Below are 15,586 nucleotides of genomic sequence, written 5' to 3'. Positions count from 1 at the left end.
CGGAATCTCGAGATTCCGGGTTCGCCTATGGGCGCCCCGGAATGACAAAGAGAAATCGAGTTACGTCGTGTGAGGTGAGTTTCGGCCCTTGTCCCTAAGCAAAGGCTGAAGCGGCGAAGCGATCCAGAACCTGCCCAGCCCCCTGGATTGCTTCGCTGCCTCGCGACGACGGGGTGAATAGAGCGGCTGTCGTATTTGCAACTGGATCTTCTTTTCGGAGAGAGCGATGAAGCGCTTCAACCTTTCGGCCTGGGCCGTCAGCCATCCGACGCTGGTTCTCTTCCTGATGATCGTGCTCGGCGTCGCCGGCTTCTTCTCCTATGAGAAGCTCGGCCGCGCCGAAGATCCGTTCTTCACCGTGAAGGTGGTCAACGTCTCCGTGATCTGGCCCGGCGCGACCGCGCAGGAGATGCAGACCCAGGTCGCCGATCCCATCGAGAAGAAGATCCAGGAGCTGCCCTATTTCGAGAAGGTGCAGACCTATTCCAAGCCCGCCTTCACCGCGCTCCAGGTCACGTTCCGCGACAACACGCCGCCGAAGGACGTGCCCTATCTCTTCTACCTCCTGCGCAAGAAGCTGGTCGACGTGCAGGGCCAGCTGCCGTCCGGCATTCTCGGGCCCGTCGTCAACGACGAGTTCTCCGACGTCGATTCCATCCTCTACATGATGACCGGCGACGGCGCCGATTATGCCCAGCTCAAGAAGGTCTCCGAAGGTTTCCGCCAGCGCCTGCTGAAGGTGCCCGGCGTCACCAAGGTCGACGTCTACGGCAATCAGGACGAGCGCATCTTCGTCGAGTTCAGCCACGCCAAGCTCGCCACGCTCGGCATCACGCCGCAGGCGCTGTTCGATTCGCTCGCCAAGCAGAACAACGTGACGCCGGCCGGCACGGTCGAGACCTCCTCGCAGCGCGTGCCGCTGCGCGTCACCGGCGCGCTCGACGGTGCCAAGGCCGTCGCCGAAACGCCGGTCGAGAGCAACGGCCGTGTGTTCCGCCTCGGCGACATCGCCACCGTCACCCATGGCTATGTCGATCCGCCGAGCTTCGTCGTGCGCCAGGAAGGCAAGCCCGCCATCGGCATCGGCGTCGTCACCGCCAAGGGCGCCAACATCCTCGAGCTCGGCAAGGAGGTGGAGAAGGCGACCAACGAGTTCATGAAGGCCGTGCCGCAGGGCGTCGACGTCAAGCTGATCGCCGATCAGCCCAAGGTGGTCGAGCACGCCGTCGGCGAGTTCGTGCACTCTTTCATGGAAGCGCTCGTCATCGTGCTGTTCGTCTCGTTCCTGGCCCTCGGCTGGCGCACCGGCATCGTGGTCGCGCTGTCGGTGCCCCTGGTGCTCGGCATCGTCTTCATCGTCATGAACACGATGTCGCTCGACCTGCACCGCATCACGCTCGGCGCGCTGATCATCGCGCTCGGCCTGCTCGTCGACGACGCCATCATCGCGGTCGAGATGATGGTGGTGAAGATGGAGCAGGGCTGGGACCGCATGCGCGCGGCGTCCTTTGCCTGGGAATCTACTGCGTTTCCGATGCTCACGGGAACGCTGGTCACGGCCGCTGGCTTCCTCCCCATCGGCTTTGCCAATTCCGCGGTCGGCGAATATGCCGGCAGCATCTTCTGGATCGTGGCGATCGCCCTGGTCGCCTCCTGGTTCGTGGCGGTGATCTTCACGCCCTATATCGGCGTCAAGCTGCTGCCCGAGATGAAGGCGCACCACAACCATGATCCGCATGCGGTCTACGAGACCCGCATGTACCGCGGCTTGCGCGCCATCGTGAAATGGTGCGTCAACCACCGCATCACCGTGGTGGCCGCGACCGTCGGCGTCTTCATCGCGTCGATCGTCGGCTTCGGCCAGGTCCAGCAGCAGTTCTTCCCGCTCTCGGAGCGGCCCGAGCTGTTCCTCCAGTTGCGCCTGCCCGAGGGCACCGCCTTCAACGTCACCGAGAAGGCGGTGAAGAAGGCCGAAACGCTGCTGAAGGACGATAAGGACATCGAGACCTATACCGCCTATGTCGGCCAGGGCTCGCCGCGCTTCTGGCTCGGCCTCAACCCGCAGCTTCCGAACGAGGCCTTTGCCGAGATCGTCATCGTCGCCAAGGGCGTCGAGGCGCGCGAGCGCATCAAGGCCAAGATCGAGACCGCGGCTGCCGAGGGCTTCCTGACCGAGGCGCGCGTGCGCGTCGACCGCTTCAACTTCGGTCCGCCGGTCGGCTTCCCCGTGCAGTTCCGCGTGATCGGCCCCGATGCCAACAAGGTCCGCGAGATCGCCTACCAGGTCCGCGACGTCATGCGGGAGAACAAGAGCGTCAAGGATGTCCAGCTCGACTGGAACGAGCAGTCGCCCTACCTCAAGCTCGTCGTCGACCAGGACCGCGCCCGCGCCATGGGTCTCACCCCGCAGGACGTCTCGCAGGCACTGGCGATGCTGATCTCGGGCTCGCAGGTCACCACCGTGCGCGACGGCATCGAGAAGGTCGGCGTAGTCGCCCGCGCGATCCCGTCCGAACGCCTCGACCTCGGCGGTGTCGGTGATCTCACCATCACCTCGCGCAATGGCGTTGCCGTGCCGCTGCAGCAGATCGCCAAGATCGAGTATGCCCACGAGGAGCCGATCATGTGGCGGCGCAACCGCGACATGGCGATCACCGTGCGCTCCGACGTCGTCGACGGCGTGCAGGCGCCCGATGTCACCAACCAGATCACGCCGAAGCTGAAGGCGATCAAGGACCACCTCGAGCCGGCCTACCGGATCGAGCCGGGCGGGGCGTTCGAGGAATCCGCCAAGGGCAACGCCTCGATCTTCATCCTCTTCCCGGTGATGGTCATGGTGATGCTGACGCTGCTGATGATCCAGCTGCAGAGCTTCTCGCGCCTGATCCTGGTGTTCCTGACCGCGCCGCTCGGCATCGTCGGTGCCTCGCTCGGCCTCAACGTCGCCAATGCCCCGTTCGGCTTCGTGGCGCTGCTTGGCCTGATCGCGCTCGCCGGCATGATCATGCGCAACACCGTCATCCTGGTCGACCAGATCGAGACCGATGTCTCGCACGGCCTGACCCGGCGCGAGGCGATCGTGGAAGCCACCGTCCGCCGCGCCCGTCCGGTGGTGCTGACGGCGCTCGCCGCCATCCTCGCCATGATCCCGCTGTCGCGGTCGGCGTTCTGGGGCCCGATGGCGATCACCATCATGGGCGGCCTGTTCGTCGCGACCTTCCTGACCCTGCTGTACCTGCCGGGCCTCTATGCCCTCTGGTTCCGCAAGAGCCTGGACGAGGCCGGTACGCCCGAGCAGCCCGCCGCGCCGCAGCATGGCAGTGATGAACATCCAGCAATTCCGCTTGCTGAAGCGGCTGAATAAGTGAGATGAAGTGCTGAGCGATGAGTCCTGACTGATGGCCCTTATTTCGGAACATATCGAAGGCGACACCCGGGATCGTATCCTCGAGGTGGCCGAGCGGCTGTTCCGTCAGATCGGCTACCAGAAGACCACGGTCGGCGACATCGCCAAGGAGCTCAGAATGAGCCCCGCCAACGTCTATCGCTTCTTCGAATCGAAGAAGGCGATCCACCAGGCGGTCGCCCGTTCGCTGATGGGCGAGGTCGAGCTCGAGGCGCAGCGGATCGTGGCCCGGCCCGGCCCGGTCAAGGAGCGCTTCCGCGAGCTGCTCACCACCATCCATCGCATGAACACCGAGCGCTATGTCGGCGACAACAAGCTGCACGAGATGGTCGCGATCGCGATGGAGGAAGACTGGGACGTCTGCGTCGCCCATATGGAGTGCATCGCCGGTGTCGTCGGCCAGATGATCGCCCAAGGCGTCGCCTCCGGCGAGTTCGAGGCGCCGGACCTGCAACTGGCCGCGCTCTGCTCGTGCACCGCGATGATCCGCTTCTTCCACCCCCAGATGATCGCCCAGTGCGCCACCAAGCCGGGCCCGAACATCGACCAGATGATCGATTTCGTCATCGCGGGTCTGTCGCCGCGCCACTGACGGGCGCAGCGTTTTCTCCTATAAGCTCACCTGCCGTCATTCCGGGGCGCGCGAAGCGCGAACCCGGAATCTCGAGATTCCGGGTTCGGTCCTGCGGACCGCCCCGGAATGACGGAGAGCGGAGAGCCAGCGTGACCGACAAAGATCTGTACTTCTATGAGCCCTCCAAGGGCCACGGCCTCAAGCACGATCCCTTCAACGCCATCATCGCGCCGCGGCCGATCGGCTGGATCTCCTCCCGCGATACCAACGGCCACGTCAACCTCGCGCCCTACAGCTTCTTCAACGCGTTCTGTTACGTGCCGCCGATCATCGGATTTTCTTCCACGAACTGGAAGGACACGGTGTCGAACATGGAGCAGACTAGGGAGTTCGTCTGGAATCTCACCACCATGGATCTCGCCAAGCACATGAACGCGACCGCGGCGCATGTCGCGCCTGAGGTGGACGAGTTCAAGCTCGCCGGCCTTACCGCCGTCCCCGGCAAGCTCGTCAACGTGCCGCGCGTGGCTGAGAGCCCCGTCGCCTTCGAGTGCAAGGTGTCCGACATCGTCCGGCTCAAGGGCGCCGACGGCAAGGAGGCCGCCGCCTGGCTGACGTTAGGGGAGGTCGTCGCCGTCCACATCGACAAGGCCTTGATCAAGGACGGCGTCTACCAGACCGCCGCCGCCCGCCCGATCGTCCGCGCCGGCCGCCGCGGCGATTATTTCGAGATCAAGCCGGAAAACATGTTCGAGATGGTGCGGCCGGATTAGGACCGTCTCCCTCAACGCCGTCATTCCGGGGCGCGCCGTCAGGCGCGAGCCCGGAATCCATTCCTCCACCGACTCTGCTGCACGATGGATTCCGGGCTCGACGCTACGCGTCGCCCCGGAATGACAGCGGAGAGACATTCAGCTCCCCACCCCCTTCCCGGAACCGTCCCCGCACCCTGGCCGTTATGGCCGGGGGCCGCTCGGCCGCGTCAATTTTGCAGCCGAACCTTTCACGCAGCCGGCCACTTTCCGCTAAAATGCCCAATAACCGCGCCGATGCATGAGGTCTGCCATGAGCTTCCGCCGCGACACCCTGACAAAGCCGATCTTCTCCTGGGCGCGCGGCGTGCTGCCGTCGATGTCCGACACCGAGCGCGAGGCGCTGGAGGCCGGCGACGTCTGGTGGGATGCCGATCTCTTCACCGGCAACCCCGACTGGTCGAAGCTGCTGAAGGTGCCGCAGGCGAGGCTGACGGATGAGGAGCGGGCCTTCCTGAACGGTCCCGTCGACGAGCTCTGCGCCATGCTCGACGAGTGGAAGATCTTCTGGGAATTGCGTGACCTGCCGCCGGACGTCTGGCACTTCGTCAAGCGCGAGAAATTCTTCGGCATGATCATCCCGAAGGAGTTCGGCGGCCTCGGCTTCTCGCCCTACGCGCATTCGGAAGTGGTGCGCAAGATCTCGACCCGCTCGATCGCGGCGGCCGTCACCGTGATGGTGCCGAACTCGCTCGGCCCGGGCGAGCTCCTGATGCGCTTCGGCACCATTGAGCAACAGCAGCGCTGGCTGCCGCGCCTCGCCGATGGCCGCGACATTCCCTGCTTCGGCCTCACCAGCCCGGAAGCCGGCTCCGATGCCGCTTCGATGGTCGACACCGGCATCGTCTGCAGGGGCGAATTCGACGGGCGCGAGGTCGTCGGCCTCCGCCTCAACTGGCACAAGCGCTACATCACGCTCGGTCCCGTCGCGACGCTGCTCGGTCTTGCCTTCAAGGCCTGTGATCCCGATCATCTCGTGGGCAGCCAGGAAGAGCTCGGCATCACCGTGGCGCTGATTCCGACGAACTTGCCCGGTGTCGAGATCGGCCAGCGCCATCTGCCGTCGATGCAGGTGTTCCAGAACGGCCCGAACTGGGGACGTGACGTCTTCATTCCGCTCGACTACGTCATCGGCGGCAAGGAGCGCCTCGGGCAGGGCTGGAAGATGCTGATGACGGCGCTTGCCGCCGGCCGCGGCATCTCGCTGCCGTCGCTCTCTGCTGCGGGTGCCGCCTATGCGGCGCGCACCACCGGCGCCTATGCCCGCATCCGCGAGCAGTTCGGCATCTCCATCTCCAAGTTCGAAGGCGTCGAGGAGCCGCTCGCGCGAATCGTTGCGACCGCCTACCAGCTCGACGCCGCGCGCCGGCTCACCTGCGCGGCGCTGAATGCCGGCATTCATCCCGCCGTCATTTCCGGCATCATGAAGTTGCACGCGACTGAGCGGATGCGCACCGCGATCGATGACGCCATGGACATCCATGGCGGCAAGGCCGTGATCGACGGTCCGCAAAACTATCTCGGCAATCTGCACCGCGCCGTGCCGGTCGGCATCACTGTGGAAGGCGCCAATATCCTGACCCGCAATCTCATCGTGTTCGGGCAAGGCGCCATCCGCGCCCATCCTTACCTGCTCGACGAGATGAATGCGCTCGCCGATAGCGACCGTGCGCGCGGGCTCAGCGCGTTCGACAAGGCGTTCTGGAAGCATGTCGGCCACAGCTTCCGGACACTCTTCCGTGCCTTTGGCCGTAGCTGGACCTTTGGCGCATTGGCGCCGGCGCCCGATGCGGGTGATGCGACGCCATTCTATCGCCAGCTCTCGCGCTACTCCGCGGCCTTTGCGCTCTGCGCCGACATGGCGCTGCTGACGCTCGGCGGCGCGCTCAAGCGCAAGGAGACGCTGTCGGCCCGCTTCGGCGATATCCTGTCCGAGCTCTATCTGCTCTCGGCCGCGCTGAAGCGTTGGCAGGACGAGGGCCGGCAGAAGGAGGATTTTGCCGCGCTGGAATGGTGCATGGCGACCGGCTTCCGGACCATCGAGAACCGGCTCGCCGAGATCCTCGCCAATCTGCCCAACCGCTTCGTCGCTGGTTTCCTCAGGCTCGTGGTCCAGCCGTTCGGCGCGCGCGTGCTCGGCCCCTCCGACCGCGTCGTGCACCAATGCGCGAGTCTGGTCCTGGAGCCGTCGGCGGCACGCGAGCGCCTCACGCCGGATCTGGCCCGGGTCGACGACGACGGCGGTTTTGCCCGGCTGGAGCGCGCGTTCGAGCTGGTCGCCGGCACGGACGCCATCGCCAGGCGCCTCCGGGCCGCTCAGATCCGCGACTGGAAGGAAGCGGTCGCTAAGGGCGTGATCACGCAGGCTGAGGGCGAGCAGCTCGCCGCCGCCCGTGAAGCCGTCACAAAAGTGATAGAGGTCGACGATTTTGCGCCGGAGGCGCTGTCGCCGATTTACAAGAAAACCGTCAATGTGCATCAGTTCTTCCAGGAACTCGGTGAACAGAGGGCGGCGAGCTGATGGCACGACCGGTTTTCATCGTCGACGGCAGCAGGACGCCGTTCCTGAAGGCGCGTTCGGGGCCCGGTCCGTTCACGCCGGTCGATCTCGCCGTGCAGTGCGGCCGGCCGCTGCTGGCGCGCCAGCCGTTTGCGCCCAACGCTTTCGATCAGGTCATCCTCGGTTGCGTCAACGTGATCGCGGACGAGATGAACCCGGCCCGCGTCGCCGCGCTCCGGCTCGGCATGGGCGAGGACATGGTCGCCTTCACCGTGCAGATCAATTGCGGCTCCGGCATGCAGTCGATCGACACCGCCTACCGCTACATCCGCGAGGGCCATGCCGACATGATCCTTGCCGGCGGCACCGAGGCGCTGAGCCACGCGCCGCTGGTCTGGTCGAACGCGGGCGTGCGCTGGTTCGCCGGCCTCGCCACCGCCAAGGGCGTTGCCGCGAAGCTGGCTGCAGCCTTCAAGCTGCGGCCGCGCTATCTCAAGCCGATCATCGGCCTCGAGCGCGGCCTGACCGATCCCGTTACCGATCTGAACATGGGCCAGACCGCCGAGGTCGTCGGCCATCTCTTCGGCATCACCCGCGCACAGTCCGATGCCTATGCCGCCGAAAGCCATCGCCGGCTCGCGCATGCGCAAAGCGCGGGTTATTTGAAGGGCGAGGTCGAGACCGCCTTCTCCCGCGACGGCAAGTTCTTCGACCACGATGACGGCGTGCGTCCGGATTCGACGGTCGAGTCGCTGGCAAAACTCCGGCCGGTGTTCGAGCGCCCCTGGGGACAGGTCACGGCGGGCAATTCCTCGCAGATCACCGACGGCGCGTCCTGGGCGATCCTCGCCTCAGACGCGGCAGTGGCAAAGCACAAGCTGACGCCGAAGGCTGCGATCGTCGACAGCCATTGGGCGGCGCTTGATCCCAGCATCATGGGGCTCGGGCCCGTGATGTCGGCGACGCCGCTGCTCACGCGCAACAATCTCACGATCAAGGACGTCGAGACCTGGGAGCTGAACGAGGCCTTCGCAACCCAGGTGCTCGGCTGTCTCGCCGCCTGGAACGACGACAAGTTCTGCCGCGAAATATTGCGGCTCGACGGCGCGGCCGGCGAGATCGACCGTGAGCGGCTGAACGTCGACGGCGGAGCGATCTCGCTCGGCCACCCCGTCGGCACCTCCGGCAACCGCATCGTGCTGCATCTCGTCAACGCCATGAAGCGGCTCGGCACGCGACGTGGCGTTGCCACCGAATGCATCGGCGGCGGGCTCGGCGGCGCCATGCTGATCGAGGCGGTGTGACCATGGATTCCAAGATTATGACCGCGCTGGGCGACCGCGTCCTGACGCTCGGGCCTCCGCCCGCGGCGGACAGCCCATACAGGCATTTCAAGCTGACGCGTGACGCCGATGGCGTCGCCTGGCTGCTGTTCGACCGCGCTGATGCAAGCGCCAACACCCTGTCCTCCGATGTGATGGAGGAGTTCGACGCCGTGCTTGCCGCGATCGAGACCGAGCGTCCGGGCGGCCTCGTGATCCGCTCGGCCAAACCCTCCGGCTTCATCGCCGGCGCCGACGTCAACGAATTCCGCGGCGCGTCTGATCCCGCCATGGTCGAGACGCGCATCCGCGCCGCGCATGCGGTAGTCGACCACCTGGAAGCCTTGAGGCTGCCGACGGTCGCGGTCATCCACGGCTTCTGCCTCGGCGGCGGGCTCGAGGTCGCGCTGGCCTGCCAGGCGCGCATCGCCATCGAGGGGGCGCGCTTCGGCTTCCCGGAGGTGATGCTCGGCCTGCACCCCGGCCTCGGTGGCACGGCGCGGTTCACCGCGCTGGTCAATCCGACCCAGTCGATGGCGCTGATGCTGACCGGCCGCATCATCGATGCGCGCCGCGCCAGGGCGCTCGGCCTCGTCGACACCGTGACGCAGGAGCGGCATGTCCAGGGCGCGGTGAAGGATGCGCTGTTCGGCCGCCTGAAGCGAGCCAAGCCCGGTCTGCTCACGCGCGCCGCCAACCTCGGACCGGTGCGCGGCCTGCTGGCCAAGCGCATGCGCGCGGAGGCCGCGAAGGCTGCATCGCGCGAGCATTATCCAGCGCCCTATGCGCTGATCGATCTCTGGGAAGCGCATGGCGGCAGCAAATCCGCGATGCTGAAGGCCGAGCAGGCCTCGTTCGCCAAGCTGATGGTGACGCCGACCGCGCAGAACCTGATCCGCGTCTTCTTCCTGCGCGAGCAGATGAAGAAGGCGGCAGGCGCCGGCAGCACGGTGAAGCATGTCCATGTCATCGGCGCCGGCGCGATGGGCGGCGACATCGCGGCCTGGTGTGCGGGGCAGGGCCTTCGCGTCTCGCTCGCCGACATGAAGGCCGAGCCGATCGCGGGTGCGGTGAAGCGCGCAGCCGAGCTCTACGGCAAGATCATCCGCAAGCCGACCGAGGTGCGTGACGCGCTCGATCGCCTCGTCCCCGACATCGACGGGGAGGGCGTCCGCAACGCCGATCTCATCATCGAAGCGGTGCCCGAGAAGCTCGAGCTGAAGCAGAAGGTCTATGCCGGCCTCGAGCCGCGGATGAAGCCCGGCGCGATCCTTGCGACCAACACGTCGAGCATTCCGCTTCAGGACTTGCGCACCACTCTGGCGCGTCCGGAGCGGCTGGTCGGCCTGCATTTCTTCAATCCGGTGTCGCGGCTGCAACTGGTCGAAGTCGTCAGTCACGACGGCAACGATCCGCAGGTGCTGACGGACGCGCTCGCCTTTGTCGGCGCGATCGACCGCCTGCCTTTGCCTGTGAAGAGCTCGCCGGGCTTCCTCGTCAACCGCGCGCTGACGCCTTACATGCTGGAAGCGATGGTGATGCTGGACGAGAAGACCGACCAGCGCCTGATCGATGCCGCGGCCGAGCAGTTCGGCATGCCGATGGGGCCGATCGAACTGGCCGATCAGGTCGGCCTCGACATCTGCCTCGACGTCGGCGACATGCTGCGAACCAAGTTCGGCGATCTGCTGCCGCCGACGCCGGCCTGGCTGCGCGAGAAGGTCGCAAGAGGCGAGCTCGGCCGCAAAGCCGGCAAGGGCTTCTACACCTGGAAGGACGGCAAGGCGGAGAAGGCACCGCTTCCCGAGACCGGTCCGCGCGTCACCGACCAGATGATCGACCGCCTGGTGCTGCCGATGTCCAATGTCTGTGTTGCCTGCTTGCGCGAAGGCATCGTCGACGATGCCGATGCGGTCGACGGCGCCATGATCTTCGGCACTGGCTATGCTCCGTTCCGTGGCGGTCCATTGAACTATGCGCGCACGCGCGGCGTGGAGAACGTCGTGTCCACCCTGCGCGGGCTCGCCGATCGATTTGGCGGGCGTTTCGCGCCGGATGCGGGCTGGGACAGTTTGCAATAGAGGCTGCCGGTAAAAAAGATGCTATCCTGGGTGGTGGAGCCTGTGGGGAGTATCGCCGATGCCGACGATCCCGTTCTTCAAGCATGCGACCCTGCGCGAGATCATCGTCACGCGGTTGTGCTGCGCGGCCGATGTCGTCGTGATCCTATGTTGTGCAGGCTATCTCGTCGCGCGCTATCCCGAGGTGGGATTGCACTGGTCGTGGTTGATCGTGGCGCTCCTGGCCGGATATTTCCTCGCTGACCTTTTTTCGGGGCTGGTGCATTGGGTGGTCGACACCTGGCTCGACGAGGGGATGCTTGGCCGCGGCATCGCGATCACGCGAGAGCATCACACCCACCCCAGCCACGTTCTGCTCTACGGCTTCCTCGACCAGGCGTCTCTCGGTGCGGCGCCGGGCGCTGTGGTGGTCGGGGGCGCGGCCACCGTCACGGCGTTGTTTCCGGCTTCCGCGCTCACCTATGCGCTGATGATCGTCTGGTTCGTGATCGCCACCTGCATGCTGTTTGGCATGGGCTTCCACAATCTCGCGCACCGGCCGGTCCGCCCGCTGCCCCTGCGCGTGGCTCAACGGCTGCATCTGGTCTGTTCACCCGAGCATCATTGGCGTCATCACGGTGACCACACCATCCGCTATTGTGTCATCAATGGATGGGCCAATTATCCGTGCGACCGTTTCCGGCTATGGAGCAGGCTGGAGCGGCTGGTAACGGCAACGACCGGACGCGCGCCGCGGGCCGACGATGCGGAGTGGCAACACAAGCTGAACGGTGCCGGAATCGTCGTCGGGTCGCCGCGGCCGAATGGATAGCGCAAGCTCGTCTCGTGTCGATGTTGCGCAAGGCGCCGAGGCTTTGTATCCAGAGCCGAGAGCCGCGGGAGATCAACGATATGACCGACACGCACGTCCACGCCCCTATCAGCTCCGACACCGGGCCGAGCGGCGATCTCTGCATCCGCACGCTGGCGATGCCGGCCGACACCAACGCAAACGGCGACATCTTCGGCGGCTGGCTCCTGAGCCAGATGGACGTCGGCGGCGGCGTGTTCGCCTCGAAGGCAGCGAGGTCGCGCACCGTGACGGTCGCGATCGAGGCGATGAATTTTCGCAAAGCGGTCTATGTCGGCGATCTCGTCTCGGTCTACGCCAATCTCGTGCGCGTCGGGCGCACCTCGCTGACGGTGCATCTCGAGGCCTGGGCATTGCGGCGCAAGGAGCTTCATCCGTTCCTCGTCACCGACGGCAATTTCACCTACGTCTCGATCGACGACCACGGCCGTCCGCAGGAAATCCAGCGAAACGATCCGCCGATCGCGACGTAATCGCGCGCGACGCTCTGCCTCATCCTGCGAGACGTGGCAATCGCTGCAAAACGCGGCGCGGGTGAGTCATCCTCGTCGCGGCTTCGCCAAGAACCAGTCATAAAACGGATGAGGTCCCGGCGTACTCAATTGCGTGTCGATTCGGGGTGGAAACGGCCTCAAATGCCTGGGAACCTTTGGGCATGAGTGTCGTTATTTGCCCGCACTGAGGGATCCACGGACCATGCCGGACAGCTACATCATTGAAGTCAATTCGCAGACCGCAGGTATCGTCGTTCGCTCTCAAGGAGGCTACTGCTTCTTCGCCTCGTCCCACCGCTTCAACCGTCTCGAAGGCCAGCTCTTCCGCAACGCCCGCGAAGCCGAGCGCGCTGCGCGCAGGCTGGTTAACGGCGAGGTGAAGGAGGCGGCGTAACTGTCGTCATTCCGGGGCGCGCGTAGCGCGAACTATGGTGCGCAATCGCGCACCTGAGCATCTATCGTGCTGCAGAAATTGCCGACCAATGGATTCCGGGCCCGCGCCTTTCGGCGCGTCCCGGAATGACGTCGTTGATCACAACTTCGTCGCGGCCCGCGACAAGAGCTTCCACTCGTCGCCCTGCCTCTGCCAGTTCATCAGGATGTGAAGGTTGGTTGATACTTTTTTCCCATCGGCCGCCATCTCCTGCTCGCCCAGCCAGTGGAAACGCACGATCGCTGCGGGGCCGACGACCTTGATGGTGGGGTCCTTGTATTCGATCGACAGGAATTTCGATTTGCCGTCGGTTGCGTTGGCGATGAAGGTCGCCTTGTCCTCGACCTTGCCGCTGGAATGGCTGTAGCTCAGATCGTCCCAGCACAGCGCAGCGAGCGCTTTCGGATCGGCCGCGATCTGGGCAAGGCGGAAGGCCTCGACCTTCTTCGCCACGGCTTCCTCGTCCGCCGACGCGGCGAGCGCCGGCGTGGCGAACGCAAGCGCGGAGACGGCGAGAGTGGAGAGAGCCAGATCGCGTCGGTTGATGGTCATCGTTTCCTCCTTTTTGATCTTGCACCGAGTGTTGCAGCCGCGCGTGACTTTGTCGAGAGTCGCATTGTCGTCATGTGAATGCGTGATTGCGCGATCGGGGCCGTATTGATACGTCTCGCGCATCGATGCGTCGCGCATTTGGGAAAGTACGGAAATGATCGAGGCCAGCTACGATGCGATGGGCAGGGCGTTGTTGTTCGACATCGACGGCACCCTCGCCGACACAGATCCGCTGCACTTGAAGGCGTTCAACCAGGTACTCGGCCCGCGCGGCCATATCTTCGACCACGCGCGCTTCTCCAGGGAGCTGCAAGGTTTCGCCAATGTCGCGATCGGCGAGCGCTTTCTGCCCGACGAGGCGCCGGAGCGGCGTGCCCTGATCCTCGATGAGAAGGAGGAGGTCTTCCGCACGCTCGTGGCCGGGCAGATCGCACCGCTGCCGGGCCTGATGGCGCTGCTCGACCGGGCCGACAGCGCCGGCATCCCCATGGTCGCCGTGACCAATGCGCCGCGCCTCAACGCCGAGCTGCTGCTCTCGGGTCTCGGCATCACGCATCGCTTCAAGGCGCTCGTGATCGGCGCCGAGCTGCCGCACGGCAAGCCGCATCCGCTGCCCTATCAGGAAGGGCTGCGTTGCGTCGGCGCGAGGCCGGAAACCTCGATCGCATTCGAAGACTCCCGCACCGGCGTCCAGTCCGCCACGGCGGCCGGAATTCCAACCATCGGCATTCGCACCAGCCTCAGCCACGCCGACCTGGTTGCATCAGGCGCAGTCGCGTCCGCCAGCGCCTTCGACGATCCGGCGCTGCTCGCGCGTCTTGCGAACGCTATGGCGTGGTAAGAAATGGCGTGGTGAGGACCCCTCATCCGTTAACCGTGATCAGCGTGCGCATTGACCGAAGGCGCGAACCGCCGCACCATGCATCACTCTGATTTGAGGCCGTTGCCGTGACCGGACTGACCCATCGCCAAGCCGAAATCCTCAACATCGCGCGCGCTTCCGGCCGCGTCATGGTCGAGGAGCTCGCGCGCCGCTTCGAAGTCTCGGCGCAGACCATCCGCAAGGATCTCAACGACCTCTGTGAGCGGAGATCGCTGACCCGCATCCATGGCGGCGCCATCATCGCCTCGGGCGTGGAGAACCTCGCCTACGAGGCGCGCCGCTTCGTTGCCGCCGACGAGAAGAAAGCGATCGGCGCGGCCGCCGCGTCGCTGATCCCGAACGGCTGCTCGCTGTTCATCAACATCGGCACCACGACGGAGGAGGTCGCGAGCGCGCTGACCTCGCACGAGGACCTGCTCGTCATCACCAACAATCTCAACGTTGCCATGCTGCTCTACCGCCATCCCCGCATCGAGGTGGTGGTCGCGGGCGGCACGGTGCGGCGCGCCGACGGCGCAGTGGTCGGCTCGACCGCGACGCAGCTGATCGGCCAGTTCAAGGTCGACTATGCCATCATCGGCGCGTCCGCGATCGACGAGGAGGGGGCGTTGCTCGACTTCGACTATCGCGAGGTGCAGGTGGCGCAGGCCATCATCGCCAATGCCCGCAGCGTCATGCTGGTCGCCGATTCCACCAAGCTGCGCCGCAGCGCGCCGGTGCGGATCGCCCACATCACCCAGATCCAGACCTTCGTCACCGACCAGGAGCTTCCCGAGCGCCTCGCCACCATCTGCCACAGCAAGGGCATCGAGGTGGTCGAGGCGATGCCGAAGGGCGCGGATATCGACGATTCCCCGGCCGAGGTGCAGGATGCTGCGCCTGAAGCCGCACCGGTCGTTCGGCTGAGATAGGTCTCAGGCATCATCCCAAGGATTGAGCAGCGGAACGCCGAACGCCGCAAAATCCTTCACATTGCGCGTGACAAGCGTGAGGTGGTGCACGAGAGTGGTGGCCGCAAAGAAGCCGTCCATGACAGACAATGCGACGCCGCCCATGCGGCTCTGCGCCATGAGGTCGCCCCAGCGCTCGGCGACCGCATGGTCGATGGGCAGAACGCGGTCGGCAAATCGCGCCGGTAGATCATGCGCCAGCCAGGCGGCCAGCGCCGTGCGCCGGCGGCCATCGTCCAGCAATGCGATGCCGCGGCGAAGTTCGGCGATCGTGGCAACGCTTATGAATGCCCGATCTTCGTCGATCGTATCGAGCCACGCCAAGACCTTCGGCGAAGGCGCTGAGCGCCGAACCTCCGACAGCACGTTGGTGTCGAGCAGCAGATTCACGGCATCTCGTCGCGTGGCGCGTCCTGGACCCGTTCAAGCTCGAGGTTGGCGCCGCGCAGCGGCGAGCCCAGAAGGAATTCGGCCAGCGTGCCGTTGCGTGCGGTCTTGCGCGCCCATTCGTCGGCGGAGACGACAACCGCATTCGGTTTGCCGTGTCGTGTGATGACCTGCGGGCCGGCTTGAGCGCGATCAATCACCTCGGACAACCGCGCCTTGGCGCTGGCCAGCGTCCAGGTGTCATCAGCAGGAAGGGTGCGGGGCGCAGTAATACGATCGGTCATGCGCATGAACCATTTTGACTATAATGACTATATTGCTCCAAAATTGGCCGCGCAAGAG

The 15,586-nt window shown here is 65.3% G+C and carries 14 protein-coding genes; 11 read left to right on the top strand and 3 right to left on the bottom strand.

The features are described 5' to 3' along the window. Nucleotides 1–226: 226 nt before the first annotated feature. The 9 genes from IVB23_RS11745 to IVB23_RS11705 all read left to right on the top strand — a co-directional run bounded on the left by IVB23_RS11745 (nucleotide 227) and on the right by IVB23_RS11705 (nucleotide 12,433). Complete coding sequence (locus IVB23_RS11745; RefSeq protein WP_061878581.1) at nucleotides 227–3,364, top strand: efflux RND transporter permease subunit; 3,138 nt, start codon at nucleotides 227–229, stop codon at nucleotides 3,362–3,364. 34 nt (nucleotides 3,365–3,398) lie between these two features. Then, nucleotides 3,399–3,998 (top strand): TetR/AcrR family transcriptional regulator, encoded by a 600-nt coding sequence (locus IVB23_RS11740; protein WP_061878580.1) that lies wholly within the window; start codon nucleotides 3,399–3,401, stop codon nucleotides 3,996–3,998. Between the two features lie 131 nt (nucleotides 3,999–4,129). Next, nucleotides 4,130–4,753 carry a flavin reductase family protein gene (locus tag IVB23_RS11735; protein WP_061878579.1) on the top strand — a complete coding sequence of 208 codons (624 nt, stop codon included), beginning with the start codon at nucleotides 4,130–4,132 and terminating at the stop codon, nucleotides 4,751–4,753. 292 nt (nucleotides 4,754–5,045) lie between these two features. After that, the gene (locus IVB23_RS11730) at nucleotides 5,046–7,313 is read left to right on the top strand and encodes an acyl-CoA dehydrogenase (protein ID WP_247803612.1); all 2,268 of its coding nucleotides are present in this window, start codon (nucleotides 5,046–5,048) and stop codon (nucleotides 7,311–7,313) included. After that, nucleotides 7,313–8,596 (top strand): acetyl-CoA C-acetyltransferase, encoded by a 1,284-nt coding sequence (locus IVB23_RS11725; protein ID WP_247803611.1) that lies wholly within the window; start codon nucleotides 7,313–7,315, stop codon nucleotides 8,594–8,596. Before IVB23_RS11730 ends, IVB23_RS11725 begins: the two co-directional genes overlap by 1 nt. Before the next feature lie 2 nt (nucleotides 8,597–8,598). Next, nucleotides 8,599–10,695, top strand: coding sequence for a 3-hydroxyacyl-CoA dehydrogenase NAD-binding domain-containing protein (locus IVB23_RS11720; protein WP_247803610.1), 2,097 nt, complete (start codon nucleotides 8,599–8,601; stop codon nucleotides 10,693–10,695). 58 nt (nucleotides 10,696–10,753) lie between these two features. Then, nucleotides 10,754–11,506 carry a fatty acid desaturase family protein gene (locus IVB23_RS11715; RefSeq protein ID WP_247803609.1) on the top strand — a complete coding sequence of 251 codons (753 nt, stop codon included), beginning with the start codon at nucleotides 10,754–10,756 and terminating at the stop codon, nucleotides 11,504–11,506. Between the two features lie 80 nt (nucleotides 11,507–11,586). Continuing rightward, the gene (locus IVB23_RS11710) at nucleotides 11,587–12,018 is read left to right on the top strand and encodes an acyl-CoA thioesterase (RefSeq protein ID WP_061878723.1); all 432 of its coding nucleotides are present in this window, start codon (nucleotides 11,587–11,589) and stop codon (nucleotides 12,016–12,018) included. Between the two features lie 223 nt (nucleotides 12,019–12,241). After that, the gene (locus IVB23_RS11705) at nucleotides 12,242–12,433 is read left to right on the top strand and encodes a hypothetical protein (RefSeq protein ID WP_061878574.1); all 192 of its coding nucleotides are present in this window, start codon (nucleotides 12,242–12,244) and stop codon (nucleotides 12,431–12,433) included. A gap of 138 nt (nucleotides 12,434–12,571) precedes the next feature. Here IVB23_RS11705 and IVB23_RS11700 read toward each other — a convergent pair whose 3' ends face one another. Continuing rightward, nucleotides 12,572–13,024 (bottom strand): nuclear transport factor 2 family protein, encoded by a 453-nt coding sequence (locus tag IVB23_RS11700; RefSeq protein ID WP_061878722.1) that lies wholly within the window; start codon nucleotides 13,022–13,024, stop codon nucleotides 12,572–12,574. Between the two features lie 154 nt (nucleotides 13,025–13,178). Between IVB23_RS11700 and IVB23_RS11695 the strand changes: the two genes are divergently transcribed. Together IVB23_RS11695 and IVB23_RS11690 are read left to right on the top strand one after the other, a co-directional pair. Continuing rightward, the gene (locus IVB23_RS11695) at nucleotides 13,179–13,865 is read left to right on the top strand and encodes an HAD-IA family hydrolase (protein ID WP_197967376.1); all 687 of its coding nucleotides are present in this window, start codon (nucleotides 13,179–13,181) and stop codon (nucleotides 13,863–13,865) included. Between the two features lie 107 nt (nucleotides 13,866–13,972). Further along, the gene (locus IVB23_RS11690; protein WP_131866116.1) at nucleotides 13,973–14,818 is read left to right on the top strand and encodes a DeoR/GlpR family DNA-binding transcription regulator; all 846 of its coding nucleotides are present in this window, start codon (nucleotides 13,973–13,975) and stop codon (nucleotides 14,816–14,818) included. Between the two features lie 3 nt (nucleotides 14,819–14,821). Here the strand turns inward: IVB23_RS11690 and IVB23_RS11685 are convergent, their stop codons facing one another. After that, nucleotides 14,822–15,247: a type II toxin-antitoxin system VapC family toxin gene (locus tag IVB23_RS11685; protein WP_247803606.1), complete on the bottom strand. Its 426-nt coding sequence runs from the start codon at nucleotides 15,245–15,247 to the stop codon at nucleotides 14,822–14,824. Next, on the bottom strand, nucleotides 15,244–15,528 hold the full coding sequence (locus IVB23_RS11680) for a type II toxin-antitoxin system Phd/YefM family antitoxin (protein ID WP_247803605.1): 285 nt from the start codon (nucleotides 15,526–15,528) through the stop codon (nucleotides 15,244–15,246). Before IVB23_RS11680 ends, IVB23_RS11685 begins: the two co-directional genes overlap by 4 nt. Between the last annotated feature and the right edge of the window lie 58 nt (nucleotides 15,529–15,586).

This window comes from Bradyrhizobium sp. 191 (genome assembly GCF_023100985.1).
GTDB classification, from domain to species: domain Bacteria; phylum Pseudomonadota; class Alphaproteobacteria; order Rhizobiales; family Xanthobacteraceae; genus Bradyrhizobium; species Bradyrhizobium diversitatis.
The sequence above is the reverse complement of the archived record's forward strand: the minus strand, read 5'-3'. Positions and strand labels throughout refer to the sequence as shown.

What these genes read in the sequence shown, in the direction of transcription:
- IVB23_RS11710 (WP_061878723.1), top strand. Translation starts at nt 11,587, where the DNA reads ATGACCGACACGCACGTCCACGCCCCTATCAGCTCCGACACCGGGCCG.
- IVB23_RS11715 (WP_247803609.1), top strand. Translation starts at nt 10,754, where the DNA reads ATGCCGACGATCCCGTTCTTCAAGCATGCGACCCTGCGCGAGATCATC.
- IVB23_RS11720 (WP_247803610.1), top strand. Translation starts at nt 8,599, where the DNA reads ATGGATTCCAAGATTATGACCGCGCTGGGCGACCGCGTCCTGACGCTC.
- IVB23_RS11700 (WP_061878722.1), bottom strand. Translation starts at nt 13,024, where the DNA reads ATGACCATCAACCGACGCGATCTGGCTCTCTCCACTCTCGCCGTCTCC.
- IVB23_RS11705 (WP_061878574.1), top strand. Translation starts at nt 12,242, where the DNA reads ATGCCGGACAGCTACATCATTGAAGTCAATTCGCAGACCGCAGGTATC.
- IVB23_RS11680 (WP_247803605.1), bottom strand. Translation starts at nt 15,528, where the DNA reads ATGACCGATCGTATTACTGCGCCCCGCACCCTTCCTGCTGATGACACC.
- IVB23_RS11695 (WP_197967376.1), top strand. Translation starts at nt 13,179, where the DNA reads ATGATCGAGGCCAGCTACGATGCGATGGGCAGGGCGTTGTTGTTCGAC.
- IVB23_RS11745 (WP_061878581.1), top strand. Translation starts at nt 227, where the DNA reads ATGAAGCGCTTCAACCTTTCGGCCTGGGCCGTCAGCCATCCGACGCTG.
- IVB23_RS11730 (WP_247803612.1), top strand. Translation starts at nt 5,046, where the DNA reads ATGAGCTTCCGCCGCGACACCCTGACAAAGCCGATCTTCTCCTGGGCG.
- IVB23_RS11740 (WP_061878580.1), top strand. Translation starts at nt 3,399, where the DNA reads ATGGCCCTTATTTCGGAACATATCGAAGGCGACACCCGGGATCGTATC.
- IVB23_RS11725 (WP_247803611.1), top strand. Translation starts at nt 7,313, where the DNA reads ATGGCACGACCGGTTTTCATCGTCGACGGCAGCAGGACGCCGTTCCTG.